Below are 17,483 nucleotides of genomic sequence, written 5' to 3'. Positions count from 1 at the left end.
AAAAAAATGTTCATTCAAGTTGATGCTGAATCAAATAAAACTGCCTTAAGACACTACCTCACTGCATTCATTTTTCTTTTAATTTTTATCAGCCCATTTGCAATTTATTTGGTGAGCTGCACACCCGAAAGTGAAATTGAGCAACATTTCAAAACGCCACCCAATTTATATAATAGTGAAACCAACACCCTTCTTGACAGCAGCCTACAATGGTTGATTCCACCTCAGCAGATTCAAAATCACAATACTATTCCGGAAATATCTGAATCTGTATTGAACGAGATGACAGAAGGACAATATTGGGCGAGCACACCGATTACACTGCAAAACCAATCTGATCAACTGTATGTTCATATTGATTTTGCAGGTCAGCAACAAACACGAAAAGATCTTGAAATTTCAGTACTTCCGTTATGCATTGTTAACGAGAAAGAAACGCCATGTATGAAAGCTGGGTTAAATGCAAGTGGACAACTTTTTAACATCTCAACTCAAAAAAATACGCAATATCGCACATTGGAGACCAATAAATCCTGGATGTTTTATGGCCATGAATTCCAAGAAAATTATATTATCCCACCACAAGCCACTCTCAAATTTTTAGTTAAAGCCAACACCCCTGAACACTTAACCCTTCAATGGCTTAGGCTAAGCATCAGTACTAGCCCCATTGTTGAGAAACAGCAAAATTTTATGCTCATGACGCAAAACAGTATGAAAATAAAATATGCACTTGCTCTATTACCACTCTTCATTTTAGCTTTGATGCACATTTTTCAAGGGTTTGAAAGCCTGCGTAATTTATCTATCGGCGCACTTGCAGCACTTTTATTTGTAATCAACACCATCATTTGGGATATCCACTATATGGTCATTGGTTGCCTGATTTTATGTTTTGCAAGTATCTGTTATTGTTTTGAGAGCCGATATTATCGATTGCTCTATTTAACGGGTTATTTACTGATTGCAGGCTATTCGCAGCAATATTATGGTGGTTTTAATAAACACTTTTTCACTCAAACCAGTTTAATTTTATTGATAGGTTTATCGATGTTTTATCTTGAACCTAAAGATAGCTAAATCATTTTCATAAAAAAGCTCTGCAAATCGCAGAGCTTTTTCTCATTTAACTACCCTTAGATTACATTAAAGCTCAAAGTATATTTATATCGTTTTAATGCGTCTCCCTTCATTTCAAAAGGCTGCTGATAGTCAATTTTCAGTAAATACTGACCACGATCTGATAGGCTAAAATTCAAGTTTCCTTCTTGATCAGTTTTAAGCGTTTTATAAACTTTTCCCTCACGGCTGTAATCCGTTGTTTGCTGCAAAATTTCAATCTGCAAACCCGCAACCGCTTTTTTCTGATCTAGCACTTTCAGTTGTACTGACTCATTTTGCATAATGGCATTCGGATGGGTTCTAAATTGCACATCAAAACTATCATGCAAATGATTCACTACATTTGTAGACGTTACACGGCGCGATATAAAAGTTTCGATGATTTCTTGGGTTTGAATACTTTTGATTTGCGACTTTTTAGTCAACTCGGCTGTATAAATGACATTTGCATTCGCAGTTTTTTGAGGATCACGTACACCATTGATTAACGCTTTCCACTGCTTTTGATCATAAGCAAAACGCGCTGTACTTCCCTGTTTTTCACCACGAATACGATACGTGCCATCCTGCTTATTTTCTAAACTATAACTGCTGACCGTTTGCGTTTTTACCCAATCGGCATCTGTTAAATGCAGCTTATCACCTGATGGTGTATGTACATGGAAATTAAAGTTTTTAATGGCTATTTCAGAAACAAACGGATTGTCATAAAAACCAGAAAGAATGGCACTATGATTATTAAATGTTTGATAGTTTAATGGCGCCACATAAGGATAATGCGCTTGAGCCTGACCAACCACACACAAAGCGATACAGAGTAAAGTGAATTGTAATTTCATATTAAATAAGTGAGCTTAAATTGTTTGATTCATAGAGATCGTTTCATTTTAGATTCACTCAAGCATGTTGTAAATAATTCTTATTATCATTTATTTTAAGTGCATAAAAAATCCCCCATTCTGGAGGATTATTTTATCAAGCGGCTTTGACTGGCACACCACTATGAAAGCGGAATAAATCATCTGGGCTGCTAATCAAATTTTTTTCAACTTCACGAATATGCTCAATACGCATCTGAATATCTTCTTTCGGGTTCTTTAGCTTATTGGTCGTCGCCACATCCATGGCCAATGCTAAATAGTCCTCATAATGGCGTGATTCAGACTTTAGCAAATAGCGGTAGTAACGCCCCAACTCTTCATCCACATGTGGTGCAAGCGCATAGAAACGCTCACATGACCGTGCTTCAACAAATGCGCCAATCACCAAGATATCAATTAACGCTTCTGGCTCATAAGTCCGCACTTCTTTGCGTAGGCCACCTGCATACCGTCCAGCACTGATTGCAGTCCATTCCTGACCACGTTTTACCATCAGTTCCAGCACTTGCTCATAGTGCAGCATTTCTTCACGTACTAGCTGTGCCAGTTTGATTTGTAAATCCGAGAAAAAACTATAACGAAACATCAAATTCATTGCTGTACTTGCTGCTTTCTTTTCACAATTGGCATGATCCTGCATCAGGATATCCAAATTATTTAAAGCTTCATCTAGCCATGCTTTTGGTGTTTCACACCCCAAGAAGCCAATGACTGGCTTCATTAGGGCGTCATAATCAATATTTGACATATACTTTACTTAAAAATTAACGTGCAGATTTAATCGCAGCTTTCATTTGTTTTACAGACTGTGCCAATCCAATAAATACAGCATCAGCAATAATCGAGTGACCAATATTCAATTCATGAATTTGAGCAATGCGCGCAATCGGAGTGACATTGTCAATATTTAAGCCATGACCAGCATTCACAATCAATCCTTTAGATGCCGCATATTCAGCACCTCGAATAATACGTTCCAGCTCTGCTTTCTGCGCTTCAGGTGTTTCAGCATCTGCATATGCACCTGTATGCAACTCAATCGTAGGCGCACCACAGGCAATCGCTGCATCAATTTGAGCAAAGTCAGCATCAATAAATAATGAAACTTCGCAACCAATCGCCGCGAGTGCTTGAGTCGCGTTTTTTACATCTTCAAAATGCCCAACCACATCTAGACCACCTTCAGTCGTGACTTCTTCACGCTTTTCAGGAACAAAGCATACATGATGCGGCTGAATCTCTTTGGCAAATTCAACCATTTCATTGGTCACTGCCATTTCAAGGTTCATATGGGTTTTTAATACAGAACGCATACGACGTACATCATCATCTTTAATATGGCGACGATCTTCACGTAAATGCAGCGTAATCCCTTCCGCCCCCGCTTGCTCACAAATAATTGCGGCATTCACAGGATCTGGATAAGTTGTCCCACGTGCATTTCGTAGTGTTGCCACATGGTCAATATTTACACCAAGCAAAGCTGCCATAATTCTTTCCTAATGACGTTGAGTTTGAGAATTCTGTATCCACAATTGACGACTTTTTAATGGACGATCGCCAAGCAAGGAAGTAATCATTTGTCGGTACAACTTAGACAGTAATTGTAACTGTTCAGGATTAAATTCCCCACCTTTTTCATAATCACACATACTTAAAATATGTTGACCTGACAATGTTGCGCGTGAGGCTTTAATGACAGGTTGAAAACCTTCGTTTAAATAAAATTGATAATTTTCATGAGGCTGAATTTGCTGTTGATTTGCATCAGTTGAAAAATCCAACGCAAAACCCAACTCTTCAAGCAGCACATGCTCAAATTGTCTAAGGATTTGCCGTAAGAATAGATCAGGGTTGGCCTGGACAGACATGCATTGAAGTTGTTCCAAGGTGTGTGCATATTGAGCAAATGTCTCAGGCATCTCAACCTCTAACGGACATAGCCTCAATAAGACTTCATTTAGATAAAATCCTGAAAAAAAAGCATCCCCAAAAAAGAAAATGGGTTGATTTACAATTTCGAGTTTACTAAAGTTTTTAAGTTCGGACTTACCAGATGCTTGCAAGCAAATTGGTTGATACTGGGGAGGTGGCGTTTGCCTGAGAATACCATCAATTCGACCATGCTCCTGAGTAAACAAGTGCACAATATGACTTTTTTCACGATATTTACGATGGTGAATTAAATAACCATGCAGTATCTCATTACGCATGATTTGAAATATTAATCCTTGTCTTTCTTTTTCTTGTCGTCTTCATCTTCATCCTCATCTGGAATGACTGCACCCACAACTGCAGCAGTACCTTTAACCACGCCTTTTGTGGTTTTATAAGCCACTTTGACAGGAACAGTAACGATTTTATGAATACATCCTTGTAGAAACAAAACACATGCAACTACGGCCAATACTTTCATCATTACTCTTCCCTCAAAGTTTGTTATTTAACGATTAGATATCGCTATAACCTAAGCTTTTCAATGCACGCTCATCATCAGACCAACCGCCTTTGACTTTCACCCAAAGCGTCAACATGATCTTTTGCTCGAACATTTTTTCCATATCTACACGTGCATCCATACCGATTTTTTTCAGTTTGGCACCTTTCTCACCAATCACAATAGCTTTCTGACCAGAGCGATCGACAAAAATCGTCGCATCAATATAGGTACACGCCGCTTTAGGACGACCTGTTTTTGGATTTACCGTTGCTTCTTCTGTTTTAAACGACTCAATTTGAACCGTTAAATCATAAGGCAGCTCTTCACCCAATTGACGCATGATTTTTTCACGGATAATTTCAGACGCAAGGAAACGCTCTGAACGATCAGTCAATTGCTCAAGTGAATACAGTGGTGGTTGGAACGGCAAATATTTTTCAATCGTGCTGCGCAAATGATCTAAATTTGCACCACGTAATGCTGATACAGGAACAATTTCTGCAAAATTCATTAATTTTGCACGCTCTTGTATCAATGGTAATGCATGGTTTTTATTCTCTAGTGTATCAATTTTATTGATCACAAGAATCACTGGCATATCGGCATTTTTTAGCTTCTCTAACACTAAATCATCATTCTGTGTCCATTTGTCTGCATCAATCACAAACAAGACCAAGTTCACATCACGAAGTGCAGAATGCGCCGCACGGTTCATCATTTTATTGATGGCACGAACTTCTTTTTTGTGCATCCCAGGCGTATCAACAAATACCGCTTGAGACTTTTCACGTGAGTCAATACCCACAATTTTATGACGCGTCGTTTGTGGTTTACGAGAGGTAATGGAAAGTTTTTGACCCAAAATATGGTTCATCAACGTTGATTTACCCACGTTTGGACGACCAACAATCGCCACAAACCCACTTTTAAAATCGGCAGGAATTTCAGTGCCTTGTGCACTAAAAAACTGACTAATTAAATCGTTACTGTCGCCTTGCGACTCGTGATCAGCATCTACGTGATCAGAATGAGTAGTCATTAAGACTTTTTCTCCAAAATTTCTAAGATTTCTGCCGCTACTGCCTGTTCAGCAAAGCGACGGCTTGAACCTTCACCGTATTTAACAGGGAGCCCTTCAACTGTACATTCAACTTTAAAATGTTGGTTCGGAGCATCACCCTGAATATCTACAACCTCGTAAACCGGGAGAGGTTTTTTACGTGCTTGTAAATACTCTTGCAAACGTGATTTAGGATCTTTCAGTTGATCAGTTGGTTCAATATGATCTAAATATGGCACATACCATTTAAGAACAATCGGTTCCAGAATTTTTAAATCCTGACAATCGACATAGATTGCACCAATGATCGATTCAACAGTATCCGCAAGTATAGACTCACGATGATGACCGCCAGATTTCAACTCACCTGTACTCAAGATTAATTCTTGACTGAGTTTTAAGTCATTGGCAATTTTTCCTAGCGCTTCCTGACGAACCAGTGTCGCACGCATACGCGTTAGACGCCCTTCATTTTCATGCGGGTAGGCATGGTACAGATAATTGGCAATTATCATACCCAATAATGAATCGCCCAGATATTCTAGGCGTTCATAATTGTATTTATGGCTCACCGATCGGTGGGTCAAGGCCAGTTGTAACAATTCAGGTTGTTTAAACTGATAACCGATACGACTTGCTAAACGAGCTTCATTTAGCTTGGACTGAGCTTTGATCAAAACTTTTCTCGAACTTCAACACAATATCAATATTCAATAAGAAAGGTTTTCTTATTTCATAATCTGTTTTCACTTGTAGACCATCTACATTAGTGACTTGAGCAATATCTTTAAAATTTAAATCACGTACACCATTCATATCTAAACGCTGTGACATTTGTGACTCAAACTTACTCGGAGCAATATTTTTAGGACTGCTCTTCATCAATTCTTCAATTTCATTGTTGACGAGACGATCGTCAACATACGGTCCCCAAACCGCAATTAAAGCTTTAGCTAAAAAAGCAAAACCAATCACAGCAATTAAAATTGCAATATAAGACGTTCCCCGTTGATGTCTCATTTTATTTTCCTGATGTAAGACTAATCAATACTGCCATTACGACTAAATGAAGGCAGTTTTAAACCAGGTTCCTTATGCATCCACTTGTAAAAAGCACGTCCAGTGAGGTTTTCTTCAGGCACAAAGCCCCAAAAACGACTGTCCGCACTTTGATCGCGATTATCCCCCATCGCGAAATAGTGACCTTCAGGAACCTTAACTTCCCAATATAAACCATTTTCTGTTGAATATTTACCATTTTCAACATAGTTGATAAATGGTGCTTGGCGCGCAACATTGACGCCTTCAAGCTCACGCATGGTAAACGTATGCTTACCCATGGTTTCTTTATGATAAATCGATGTAGGTGTATCAAGTTGATCTTTTTCACGGCTAAATTCTACAGGAACTTTTGCCACCTTTTGACCATTCACACTCAGTTGACCATGATCGTAAATAATATGATCACCTGGTAAACCGACCACTCGTTTAATATAGCTGATGGTTGGTTGTGGTGGATAACGGAATACAATGACATCACCACGCTCAGGTTCACCGACATCAAGAATTTTTTTATTGACGATAGGTAAACGTACGCCATACTGATATTTATTCACCACAATAAAATCACCTGTTTCTAAGGTTGGAACCATAGAGTCAGATGGAATATTAAATGGCTCATATAAGAATGAACGCATCACCAAAACTATCGCTAGAATCGGCCAGAAATCATAAGCCCATGCGATAACGACATTTTCATTCCCTTTACCTTTGGTCTGCCGTTGCTTCCAGACAAACTTATCCAACAGCCAAATTAAGAAAAAAATGACTGTGGCAGGAACAAGGATCAAATTAAAGTCAAAATCCATGAGCTCATAAACCTCTATTTATTATCTTTCTACTTTCAATACAGCAAGGAACGCTTCTTGTGGGATTTCGACGCTGCCCACTTGTTTCATACGTTTCTTACCTTCTTTTTGTTTCGCAAGAAGTTTCTTCTTACGCGACACGTCACCACCATAACATTTAGCCAAAACGTTTTTACGCATCGCTTTTACAGTTGAACGTGCAATGATTTGTGCACCAATCGCTGCTTGAATAGCCACATCGAACATTTGACGTGGAATTAAATCTTTCATTTTTTCCACAAGTGCAATACCACGATGGCGAGCATCTTGTCGGTGGCAAATCATGGCCAAGGCATCAACCTTTTCACCGTTGATTAACACATCCACCTTAACTAGAGATGAACTCTCAAAACGCACAAAGTTATAATCTAACGATGCAAAACCGCGTGAACATGATTTCAATTTATCAAAGAAATCCATAACTACTTCAGCCATTGGGATTTCAAACGTAATGGCCACTTGGTTCGCCATAAACTTCATATTCTTTTGAACGCCGCGACGTTCAACACATAAAGTCATCACATTACCCAAGTATTCTTGCGGTACTAAAATGTGACATTCAGCAATTGGCTCACGTAAGTCTTCAACTGTTGAACCATCAGGCATTTTAGAAGGACTGTCGATATAAATGGTTTGACCATTTTTCATCACCGCTTCATAAATTACGGTTGGTGCTGAAGAAATCAGGTCCAGATCATACTCACGTTCTAAACGTTCTTGTACAATTTCCATGTGCAGCATACCCAAGAAGCCACAACGGAAGCCAAAACCAAGTGCATCTGAACTTTCAGGCTCAAAGAACAACGCTGAGTCATTAATTTGCAGTTTGTGCAGCGCCTCACGGAACGGTTCAAATTCACTTGAATCGATTGGGAATAAACCTGCATAGACCTGTGGTTTCACTTTTTTGAAACCCGGTAAGCTTTCAACTTCTGGTGTAGTTGCCAAGGTAATCGTATCACCAACTGGAGCACCAAAAATATCTTTAATACCCGCGATCACGAAACCAACTTCACCTGCTTCGAGCATGTCAGTTTCTGTATGTTTAGGATTAAAAATACCTACTGAGGTGATGATGTGCGTTTGACCAGTTGATTTCATCAACATTTTATCGCCTTTACGCACACGACCTTCTTTAATACGAACTAAAGAAACCACGCCCAAATAGTTGTCGAACCAAGAGTCAACAATTAAGGCTTGTAATGGTGCATTACGATCGCCTTCGGGTGCAGGAATGACATTGACTAGTGTTTCAAGCACCCCTTCAATGCCTAGACCGGTTTTAGCTGAACATGTAGGTGCTTCAGTCGCTTCGATACCAATAATGTCTTCAATTTCTTGAATAACACGCTCTGGCTCTGCTTGCGGCAAATCGATTTTATTTAAAACAGGTAGGACTTCTAAGCCTTGTTCAATTGCTGTATAGCAGTTAGCAACAGACTGGGCTTCTACACCTTGTGCAGCATCGACCACCAATAATGCGCCTTCACATGCAGCAAGTGAACGTGAAACTTCATAAGAAAAGTCAACGTGCCCAGGTGTGTCAATAAAGTTAAGCTGGTATTCTTCACCGTTAGGATGAGTGTAATACAAAGTCACAGACGTAGCTTTAATCGTGATACCACGCTCACGTTCTAATTCCATAGAATCTAGAACCTGTGCCTGCATTTCACGATCTTGCAGGCCACCACAAGTTTGAATAAATCGGTCGGCAAGCGTCGACTTACCATGGTCGATATGCGCAATGATCGAGAAGTTACGAATGTTTTTTATATCAACAGATTTTTTAGCTTGCGCCATGGGCTACCTTGGAAAAATAAAAGCGCTATGCATGCAATTCTTTATGCATAGCAAAAGCCTAATAGAAATTGCCGAGGATTATAGCAGATGGATTTTTCAAAGTATCGAAAATAATGCATTGCTTTTATGCTAACCACTTTTCCTGCGTGTACAACTTAACTAGTCTTCGCATTAATATGAGGTTTCAATTAAAACTCAGAGATCATAAGCACTAAAATCAAGCGGATTTATGCTATCTGCGATGGGTCGATAAGCTTGGGTAAATGTTGGCGACATGCGCTTTGGACGGCCTGTAGCAATTTCAATGCATGCCCACTGTGTATTGCCAGTAAATAATATCGCTTTGTCTTTAGGGCGGTAAAATACGTACTGCCGAAACGAATACAATGCATTGATATCATTTAGCCAAGTTCGTAAAATAATCTCCTCACCTTCGAGCGCTGCTTTACGATATTGCACATGATGCTCAACAGCGACCATGGCATGCTTCAATTCAATATATTCTTTTAAGCCTAAACCCAAAGCTTCAATATGTGCTGTCGCGACATCTTGCATCCAACTGACGTACACCACGTTATTCACATGATTTAATGTGTCGATATGTTCAGCTTGAACTGTAATTTTTAAATCAAAGATATCGCTCATAGCGTCCTGCAAATTTTAAATTGTGGCCCACAGTCTACCCATTTTTATCTAAGGGTGAATTGCAAAAACGCTAAAGTTAAAAAACCACTCGCTTGGAGTGGTTTTCATTTAGTAACTCATTACTGAATACGCATGCCCACAATCGCACGCTGTCCCTGACGAATCAAAGAAACACGTGCAATGCTACCATTTTTCAACTCAGAAATAACTTTCACAAAATCTTCAGCATTGTTTACGACTTTATTATTAACTTGGGTGACAACATCCCCCGGCTGAATTCTCGCTTGTGAAGCTATACCACCAGCTCGCACATCTTGAATCAAGACACCGCCTTTTAGACTCAGTTGTTTTAATTCATCTGCGTTTAAGTTGCGAATTGACACCCCAATCACAGGACCTTTTTTCACAGATGTCGTTTCAGCTTTTGCAGGCGTATCATCTGGTGCTGTGATCAAGGTTGCTGAAATATTTTGGCGTTTATCATCACGCAGCACTTCAAGCTGAATACTTTGATTTGGACCTGTACGATTAAGATAATTCAGCAGTTCGCCTGTACGTGAAATTGGTGTGCCATTAAATTTCAAAATGACATCACCCACTTTAAAGCCAGCTTTTGCAGCAGGTGAATTTGGTGCAACTTGAGTAATCAAAGAACCTTCTGGTTTTGAAAGGTTATAAGACTCTGCAAGATTACGATCGATATCTTGTAGCATGACGCCTAAATAAGCACGTGTTACCTTGCCGTTTTTCTTTAATTGGTCTGCAACATCCATTGCAACATCAATGGGAATCGAGAACGATAACCCCATATAACCGCCTGTACCACTAAAGATACGAGAATTTACCCCGACCACTTCACCAGACTGATTAAATAATGGACCACCAGAATTACCCGGGTTCAATGCCACGTCGGTTTGAATGAATGGAACCGAGGTTTCTCCCATCATATTACGCATTTTAGCACTAACGATTCCTGCCGAAGCTGAATAGTCAAAGCCAAATGGTGAACCAATGGCCAACACTGGCTCACCTACACGTAAACGGTCAACATTGCCTGTGCGTAGCTCAGGAAAATTTGAACCTTTGACCTTTAACAAAGCCACGTCAGTCCGCTCATCACTACCCACAACTGTGGCATCAATTTCACGGCGGTCATTCAGTACAATGGTGACTTTCGAGGCATCTTCTACCACATGATGATTGGTCAATAAATAACCATCTTTACTAATAAAGAATGCGCTTCCATAACCGGTCTTTTCTTGCGGCATTTTTTGCTGCGGAATAACCACCTGATTACCGAAAAAGCGTCGTAATATTTCTGGGACTTGTTGCTGCAAAAGCTCTTCTTGACTAAGCTTTTTAACCACATTCACGCTTACGACAGCTGGGCTGACTTGTTCAACCAAATTGGAAAAATCAACAGGACCCGCTGCCTGAGTCTGCACGCTAGCAACCGTAAACACAGCTGCATAGAGTCCCTTTTGTAAATACGATTTATTCATTGTTAGCATTCACTCAATTGTGCTTATCATTTGAAATACGTTAGTTTTTATCACAATGCAAGTCTAAGCTTCGTAATAAAATGTTTGATGATTATTTATGATATACAATCTTAAACATTCCTTAAATATTACAGATCTATGAATATTTTTCATTATTTAGTTAATTTATAGTCATTGCGTTTTTAGGCAAAAACAGTTGTGATGATCGGACATTTTTAAAATTAGCTGATGGACATGTCTAATTTAAACACGATACATCAATTTGATGTAATTATTGTGGGAAGTGGCGGTGCAGGCCTAAGTTTAGCCCTATCGCTACCAGATCATTTTAATATTGCTGTTTTAGCTAAATCGACGCTGACGGATGCCAGCACATATTATGCCCAAGGTGGTGTTGCTGCCGTCCTCGATAAAACAGATTCTATTGAACAGCATATCAATGACACCATGATTGCCGGTGCGCATTTATGTGAAATGGCGGCGGTAAAACAAACCGTTGAAGGTGGTAAATCTTCTGTCGATTTTCTACTAAATCAGGGTGTGCAATTTACTTTAGACGAACAAGAACAGTTACATCTGACACGTGAAGGTGGTCACTCTCACCGGCGGATTATCCATGCAGCAGATGCCACAGGTCGTGCTATTTCCACAACATTGGTTGAACGTGCGCAAGAAAAAACCAATATTCATATTTTTGAAAATTTTATTGGAATCGATTTAATCACGGCACAAAAATTAAATCCTGAAGCTGAAAACCGTGCTCTCGGTCTGTATGCTTTAGATGAAAAAACCGAAAAAGTACATACCTTTTTAGCACCCTTCACTGCCCTTGCCTGTGGTGGTGCCATGAAGGCATATTTATATACATCAAATCCCGACATTGCGACGGGTGATGGTATCGCCATGGCGTATCGTGCAGGCTGCCGTGTTGCCAATATGGAGTTTAACCAATTCCATCCAACCTGTTTATATCATCCTCAAGCTCGCTCTTTCTTAATTACCGAAGCGATGCGTGGCGAAGGTGCCTATTTACGTCTTCCAGATGGTGAACGCTTTATGCTGCGCTTTGATGAGCGTGCCGAATTAGCACCACGCGATATCGTAGCGCGCGCTATTGATTATGAAATCAAACGTCTAGGAATCCGTCATGTTTGGCTTGATATCACCCATAAACCTGCAGAATTTGTCAAAGAACATTTCCCAACATTGTATGCACGCTTAATGGAACTCGGTATTGATATTACCAAAGAAATGATCCCAGTGGTTCCTGCAGCACACTACACCTGTGGTGGCGTTGTGGTTGATGAAAACAGTCAGACCGATATTCCAGGCCTATATGCCATTGGGGAAACCTCTTATACCGGCCTACATGGTGCAAACCGTATGGCGAGTAACTCCTTACTGGAATGTTTTGTCTATGGTATGAGTGCTTCAGCACATATCACAGCACAGCATCAAGGAACTTATCAGGCGCCTCATGTCCCAGAATGGGATGACTCGCAAGTGACCAACCCTGATGAAGACGTGGTGATTTTGCAGAATTGGGATGAACTTCGCCAAACCATGTGGAACTACGTCGGTATTGTCAGAACAACCAAGCGCCTCCAACGTGCCCTACACCGCATTGAAATGCTTAAGCGTGAAATCACCGAGTATTACCAAGATTACCAAGTCAGTAAAAATCTGATTGAACTCCGTAACTTAGTATTGGTATCAGAAATGATTGTGCGCTGTGCAATGGAACGTAAAGAGTCTCGTGGTCTGCATTTCACTTTAGACTATCCTGAACAAGCAGACGAACTACGTAAAACGGTGTTAAGTCCACCCGATTTCACGGTTGATTGCCCTGTAGTTAATACTGAGTTAGTCTCTTAAAACTTTTAAATCAAAAAAAGCCGCACATGAAGTCGGCTTTTTTTTGATTTTACTACCCATAAATATGTAATGCCGCTTTGAAAGTTTCTAAGTGCAGATTTACAAGATCATTCATATTTTGATAGCCCCCAGCCAATACAAACATCAGCGGAATATCTGCACGTTTAGCCAATTTAAAGACCATTTCTTCGCGTTTCTGTATCAAAGCGGTACTAAACCATGATGAGCCAAATGGGTCAGCTTGATGACAATCCATTCCTGCTTGATAAATGATTAAATCTGCACCCCATGCTTTGGCATGCTGTATTCCCTCATGTATAGCCAAGGTATATTGTGCAAAATTTCCACGATCTTTATGCACATGCCGAGTTAAAGAACGTTCATAAGTAGGACAACCAAAACGTAGCCCATAAATACTAAAGTTAAAAAGGTTCTCTAAGCGTCTAGTAAACTCAGCTGTACCATTCCCCCCATGTTGATCGCAATCGAGTACAAAGATTTTTTTATTCGGATTCTGCTGTGCCACAAAAGCCAAACCATTGAAGGTACAAAATGATCCGCCATATTCATACACTGCATGATGAAAACCCTGTGCAACATTTGCTGCAATGCCTTTTTGCAAAGCCATTTCTGCTGCCATCAACTGCCCTGCATTGATTCTCAGCACTGCATCTCGAAGCTGAGTATTCCAAGGCTTAAAACCTGAAAAGGTCGCAAGCTTAGTGGGCTGCCCTGTCATAAATGCGTCCACATAAGCAGGATCATGCACTTGGCTTAAAATTTCAGCGTCAATACACTCAGGTTCGTGTATTCGGATGTTCTGCCATTGTTCTAAAGCTGTTCCAACTGCCAATAATTTTTCCATACTATTGGTATGGGTATGAGCAAAATATTTTGGCGAAAAGCATACATCTAACATGATGGAAATACTCAAAGTTGCGCTATCGCCACATTTATTAATTGCTGAAGCTCAGTCGTACCTGGACTATACAGACCATTATCCACTTGCTGCTGAAAATGTGTACTGAATGCACGTTTTCGATTTTGTGGCGACACAGCCAAAGTCGTTAAGCGTAAAAACCACCACCCAGAAATGGCCTGATAAGGAATCACAAAACCTTTAAATTCACGATTCCCCCGTTTTTCAACTAATTGTTCTGCATCATAATCGACGGAAAAAAGTGAACCGGCTGGAATACGGACACCATTCATGAGTACAGGTTTCAAGCTGATACAAGAATGGTTATCCCCCATATTTAATTTTTCCATAAATAAGGGCTGACCGTATTCATCTACAAAAATATTAATTTCACCGCTACGAAATACACGTCGATGTGCAATTTTTAAAAAGAAATTTTCAGCCATTGGACAAGAGCCAACTTTTGGCTTATTAGCCAGTGCTTGTACTTCAACGATTTGGTTTTCAGTTGACGATTTTGGCAAAATCAGATCTTCAATCAAGGTACAAATAAGCTTACTTTCTTCCAAATTTGCATGTTGCTGAATTTGACGCAAACTTTTTTGAAGATGTAATTCTTTCTGTAAAACCTCGTAAAAGTCTGTAAATTGTTTCAATTGCTGAATATTTTGATTTAAATTTTGATTTAAATCTAGATGACGCCAACCTGACAAATCTAAATGATAAGCACGACTTTGATCTAAAATTTTGCGTAAACCATGCGTGTCATATTGATCAAAGAGTTTGAGATCTTGAAATTCATGTGATGCACGCGGCAAATTAATATATTCAGCTAATACACGTGTGGCTTGAGTATATCCACAGCCACGTCGTTCTGTTTGATGTGAGTAATGCTCATTCAGCATTTCTGTCAATTTTTCTGACAAAGGATATGCATGCTCCTGAAAGAGCCGAACAACTTCATGTGCAGTAGCAGTCATGTATTTAACCAATCAAATCTGTGATTCAATTATAGATTTAAAACAGCATTTGTGAGCTGATTGATTCCTACTAAGTTTTTGAAATTATGCAAATAAAAATACACTACGCAGAAAATTCACCAACCAATGCACAATTTATTTAGACAGACTGCTGCATTTTAATCCAATCTAATGGATCAACTGTATATTTTCAGTTCAGTGTCGCTGCGGAGGAATCGAATAGCTACCAGTAATATGTGCCACAGGCTCATCCACACCTGCTGAATACACCAACACTTCACCATAAATTATACTTTTGCCCACTTTTAACAATCGACACTCGCCTATTAAGTCTTTATTGGCTTCTGGTTTTCTTAAAAAATTAATATTCATATTGGTCGTGACCGCCAGCCCTACAATCCCGATCTCCCCCAATATAGCTACATATAGCGCAAAGTCAGCCAAAGTCATCATGGTTGGGCCAGAAATCGTATTACCTGGTCTTAGATCTTGTTCGGTGACATGCCAAATTAAGGTCGCGGTTTGCTGTCCAACCTCTTGAATCGTACAATTTTTTAAACTTGGGGCAAATTCACGTTGTAAAAAATCAATAATCGCCTGCTTTCGATGCGGCATAAAAAAATCATCCATAACTTATGCTATGAATGATTTTTAAATCAATTGCCTAACAAATACTATGGCATTTTAGATCTGCTGTAGATGCGATAATGCCTGTTGGAAAACATGCTCAGGTGTTTGGGTTGCGTCAAGGCGTTTCATTCGTTCAGGGTGCGTATGATGAATCTCAGCAAAACCTGATCTTACTTTCTCAAAGAAAGTTGCTTTCTCTTGTTCAAAACGGTCTAAAGCACCACGCTCTCTTGCTCTTAACATTCCTGTTTCAATCGGTGCATCAAGCCAAAAAGTAATATCCGGTATACGCGCAACAAAACTTGCATTTAAGACATTGAGCTTGTCACGATCTAAACCACGTCCTGCACATTGATAAGCAAAACTCGAATCGGCAAAACGATCACATAAAACGATTTTACCTTCTGCCAATGCAGGTAAAATCACGCGCGCCAAATGCTGTGCGCGTGCAGCATACATAAGTAACAACTCTGTATCATCACTCATTGCTTCATCATGATTGACGGCCAGAAGTAATGCACGAATTTGTTCAGCCATAGGTGTACCACCCGGCTCACGTGTAAGTACGACATTTTTACCCAAATTTTGGAAATGATCATGTAATTTACGAATGAGTGTAGTTTTACCCACACCTTCCGTGCCTTCAAAGCTAATAAACATGCTCACTCCTTAGTTTTTCGCACGAATTACAGATAAATATTCTTGTACCGCGCGGTTATGGTCTTGCAAATTACTGCTAAATTTATGGCCGCCATTTCCTGTTGCAACAAAATATATATTGTTAGATGAATCAGGATGCATTGCAGCTTCAATAGCTTTTTGACTCGGCAAAGCAATCGGTGTAGGCGGTAAGCCATTGATCGTATAAGTATTATATGCTGTAGGTGTACGTAAATCTTGGCGAGTGATATTGCCTTGGTATTTATCGCCCATGCCATAAATCACAGTTGGATCTGTTTGCAAACGCATCCCTTGTTTGAGACGACGCACAAATACACCAGACACTTGTTCAAGCTCACTATCAATACTGGTTTCTTTTTCAATAATCGATGCCATGATCAAGGCTTCATATTTATCTTTATACGGTAAATTTTGAGCTCGATTGTTCCAAGCCTGATCTAAGGCTTTGATTTGTCGGTTATATAAATCCTTCAAAATTTTTCGATCAGACTCGCCTTTTGCAAAGAAATACGTATTCGGTGCAAATAATCCTTCAGGGTGTGAATACGGAATGCCGAGCTCTTTTAAGATTTCTGCATACGGTAAATGACTGATGTCATGCGTCACCAAAGGGTCATTTTTTAAAGCATCTATCAGTTGCTTAAATGTCGTCCCTTCGATCACTAAAATTCGATTCATTTGCGCATTTTCAGAATTAGAAATCAACTCCATAACTTCTCGCACACTCATGCCTTCATGGATTTCATACACACCTGCTTTTAAGGTGTCATTGATCATGAACTTTTGGTACAACTTCAAAATAATAGGAAAATGAACTTGTTTCTCTTTGGCTAGTCTGTCAATAAATCCTGAATAGGTATCCCCTGCTCCAATCGCCAACATTTGCTTTTTGCCTTCCACAGGATAGGCTTTAAACAAACTCGACCACAGTAAGATCGCCACAAGTACAACGATACCAAGTAGCACAACCAAACATGCTTTAAATGGAAAACCTGCTTTGGCAGATTTTTTCTTATTTGTTTTTTTAGACACGGTGGACAT

At 39.7% G+C, this 17,483-nt stretch carries 19 protein-coding genes; 2 read left to right on the top strand and 17 right to left on the bottom strand.

Annotation, left to right across the window (positions count from 1 at the left end; translation table 11 throughout):
* Positions 1-6: 6 nt before the first annotated feature.
* Positions 7-1,080: a hypothetical protein gene (locus AVJ20_RS02245; RefSeq protein WP_111883985.1), complete on the top strand. Its 1,074-nt coding sequence runs from the start codon at positions 7-9 to the stop codon at positions 1,078-1,080.
* Positions 1,081-1,136: 56 nt separating this feature from the next.
* On the opposite strand, the gene AVJ20_RS02240 is transcribed toward AVJ20_RS02245, so the two are convergent.
* The 12 genes from AVJ20_RS02240 to AVJ20_RS02185 form a co-directional block, all read right to left on the bottom strand.
* Entirely contained in the window at positions 1,137-1,961 is an 825-nt protein-coding gene (locus AVJ20_RS02240; RefSeq protein ID WP_111883984.1) for a DUF4198 domain-containing protein, read from the bottom strand.
* A gap of 136 nt (positions 1,962-2,097) precedes the next feature.
* Positions 2,098-2,751, bottom strand: coding sequence for a tRNA-(ms[2]io[6]A)-hydroxylase (locus tag AVJ20_RS02235; protein ID WP_111883983.1), 654 nt, complete (start codon positions 2,749-2,751; stop codon positions 2,098-2,100).
* Between the two features lie 16 nt (positions 2,752-2,767).
* A complete protein-coding gene (gene pdxJ, locus AVJ20_RS02230; protein WP_111883982.1) occupies positions 2,768-3,493 on the bottom strand; it encodes a pyridoxine 5'-phosphate synthase in 726 nt (241 codons plus the stop codon).
* A 9-nt stretch (positions 3,494-3,502) separates the two neighbouring features.
* On the bottom strand, positions 3,503-4,219 hold the full coding sequence (gene recO / locus AVJ20_RS02225) for a DNA repair protein RecO (protein ID WP_213066168.1): 717 nt from the start codon (positions 4,217-4,219) through the stop codon (positions 3,503-3,505).
* 8 nt (positions 4,220-4,227) lie between these two features.
* On the bottom strand, positions 4,228-4,422 hold the full coding sequence (locus AVJ20_RS02220; protein WP_111883980.1) for an NF038104 family lipoprotein: 195 nt from the start codon (positions 4,420-4,422) through the stop codon (positions 4,228-4,230).
* A 31-nt stretch (positions 4,423-4,453) separates the two neighbouring features.
* Positions 4,454-5,482 (bottom strand): GTPase Era, encoded by a 1,029-nt coding sequence (era, locus tag AVJ20_RS02215; protein WP_067765139.1) that lies wholly within the window; start codon positions 5,480-5,482, stop codon positions 4,454-4,456.
* Positions 5,482-6,180, bottom strand: a complete 699-nt coding sequence (gene rnc, locus AVJ20_RS02210; protein WP_111883979.1) for a ribonuclease III — start codon at positions 6,178-6,180, stop codon at positions 5,482-5,484. Before rnc ends, era begins: the two co-directional genes overlap by 1 nt.
* Positions 6,152-6,523, bottom strand: coding sequence for a DUF4845 domain-containing protein (locus AVJ20_RS02205; RefSeq protein ID WP_078192003.1), 372 nt, complete (start codon positions 6,521-6,523; stop codon positions 6,152-6,154). The genes rnc and AVJ20_RS02205 overlap by 29 nt, the downstream gene beginning before the upstream one ends.
* Before the next feature lie 20 nt (positions 6,524-6,543).
* Positions 6,544-7,371 carry a signal peptidase I gene (lepB, locus tag AVJ20_RS02200; protein ID WP_111883978.1) on the bottom strand — a complete coding sequence of 276 codons (828 nt, stop codon included), beginning with the start codon at positions 7,369-7,371 and terminating at the stop codon, positions 6,544-6,546.
* A gap of 21 nt (positions 7,372-7,392) precedes the next feature.
* On the bottom strand, positions 7,393-9,210 hold the full coding sequence (gene lepA, locus AVJ20_RS02195) for a translation elongation factor 4 (protein ID WP_111883977.1): 1,818 nt from the start codon (positions 9,208-9,210) through the stop codon (positions 7,393-7,395).
* A 195-nt stretch (positions 9,211-9,405) separates the two neighbouring features.
* The gene (locus AVJ20_RS02190; RefSeq protein WP_111883976.1) at positions 9,406-9,855 is read right to left on the bottom strand and encodes an acyl-CoA thioesterase; all 450 of its coding nucleotides are present in this window, start codon (positions 9,853-9,855) and stop codon (positions 9,406-9,408) included.
* 119 nt (positions 9,856-9,974) lie between these two features.
* Positions 9,975-11,357 (bottom strand): Do family serine endopeptidase, encoded by a 1,383-nt coding sequence (locus AVJ20_RS02185; RefSeq protein WP_111883975.1) that lies wholly within the window; start codon positions 11,355-11,357, stop codon positions 9,975-9,977.
* A gap of 228 nt (positions 11,358-11,585) precedes the next feature.
* On the opposite strand from AVJ20_RS02185, the gene nadB reads away from it, so the two are divergent.
* Complete coding sequence (nadB, locus tag AVJ20_RS02180; RefSeq protein ID WP_111883974.1) at positions 11,586-13,232, top strand: L-aspartate oxidase; 1,647 nt, start codon at positions 11,586-11,588, stop codon at positions 13,230-13,232.
* 52 nt (positions 13,233-13,284) lie between these two features.
* Here the strand turns inward: nadB and AVJ20_RS02175 are convergent, their stop codons facing one another.
* The 5 genes from AVJ20_RS02175 to mltG form a co-directional block, all read right to left on the bottom strand.
* On the bottom strand, positions 13,285-14,151 hold the full coding sequence (locus AVJ20_RS02175; RefSeq protein ID WP_111883973.1) for a histone deacetylase: 867 nt from the start codon (positions 14,149-14,151) through the stop codon (positions 13,285-13,287).
* Between the two features lie 11 nt (positions 14,152-14,162).
* Positions 14,163-15,131 carry a hypothetical protein gene (locus AVJ20_RS02170; protein WP_111883972.1) on the bottom strand — a complete coding sequence of 323 codons (969 nt, stop codon included), beginning with the start codon at positions 15,129-15,131 and terminating at the stop codon, positions 14,163-14,165.
* A gap of 195 nt (positions 15,132-15,326) precedes the next feature.
* Entirely contained in the window at positions 15,327-15,746 is a 420-nt protein-coding gene (locus tag AVJ20_RS02165; RefSeq protein WP_111884027.1) for a PaaI family thioesterase, read from the bottom strand.
* Positions 15,747-15,815: 69 nt separating this feature from the next.
* Positions 15,816-16,421: a dTMP kinase gene (tmk, locus tag AVJ20_RS02160; RefSeq protein ID WP_111883971.1), complete on the bottom strand. Its 606-nt coding sequence runs from the start codon at positions 16,419-16,421 to the stop codon at positions 15,816-15,818.
* 9 nt (positions 16,422-16,430) lie between these two features.
* Positions 16,431-17,483, bottom strand: a complete 1,053-nt coding sequence (gene mltG / locus AVJ20_RS02155; protein ID WP_111883970.1) for an endolytic transglycosylase MltG — start codon at positions 17,481-17,483, stop codon at positions 16,431-16,433.

The sequence above is a fragment of the Acinetobacter sp. CFCC 11171 genome, from assembly GCF_003268405.1.
GTDB classification, from domain to species: domain Bacteria; phylum Pseudomonadota; class Gammaproteobacteria; order Pseudomonadales; family Moraxellaceae; genus Acinetobacter; species Acinetobacter amyesii.
This window is presented reverse-complemented; position numbering and strand designations above follow the sequence as displayed.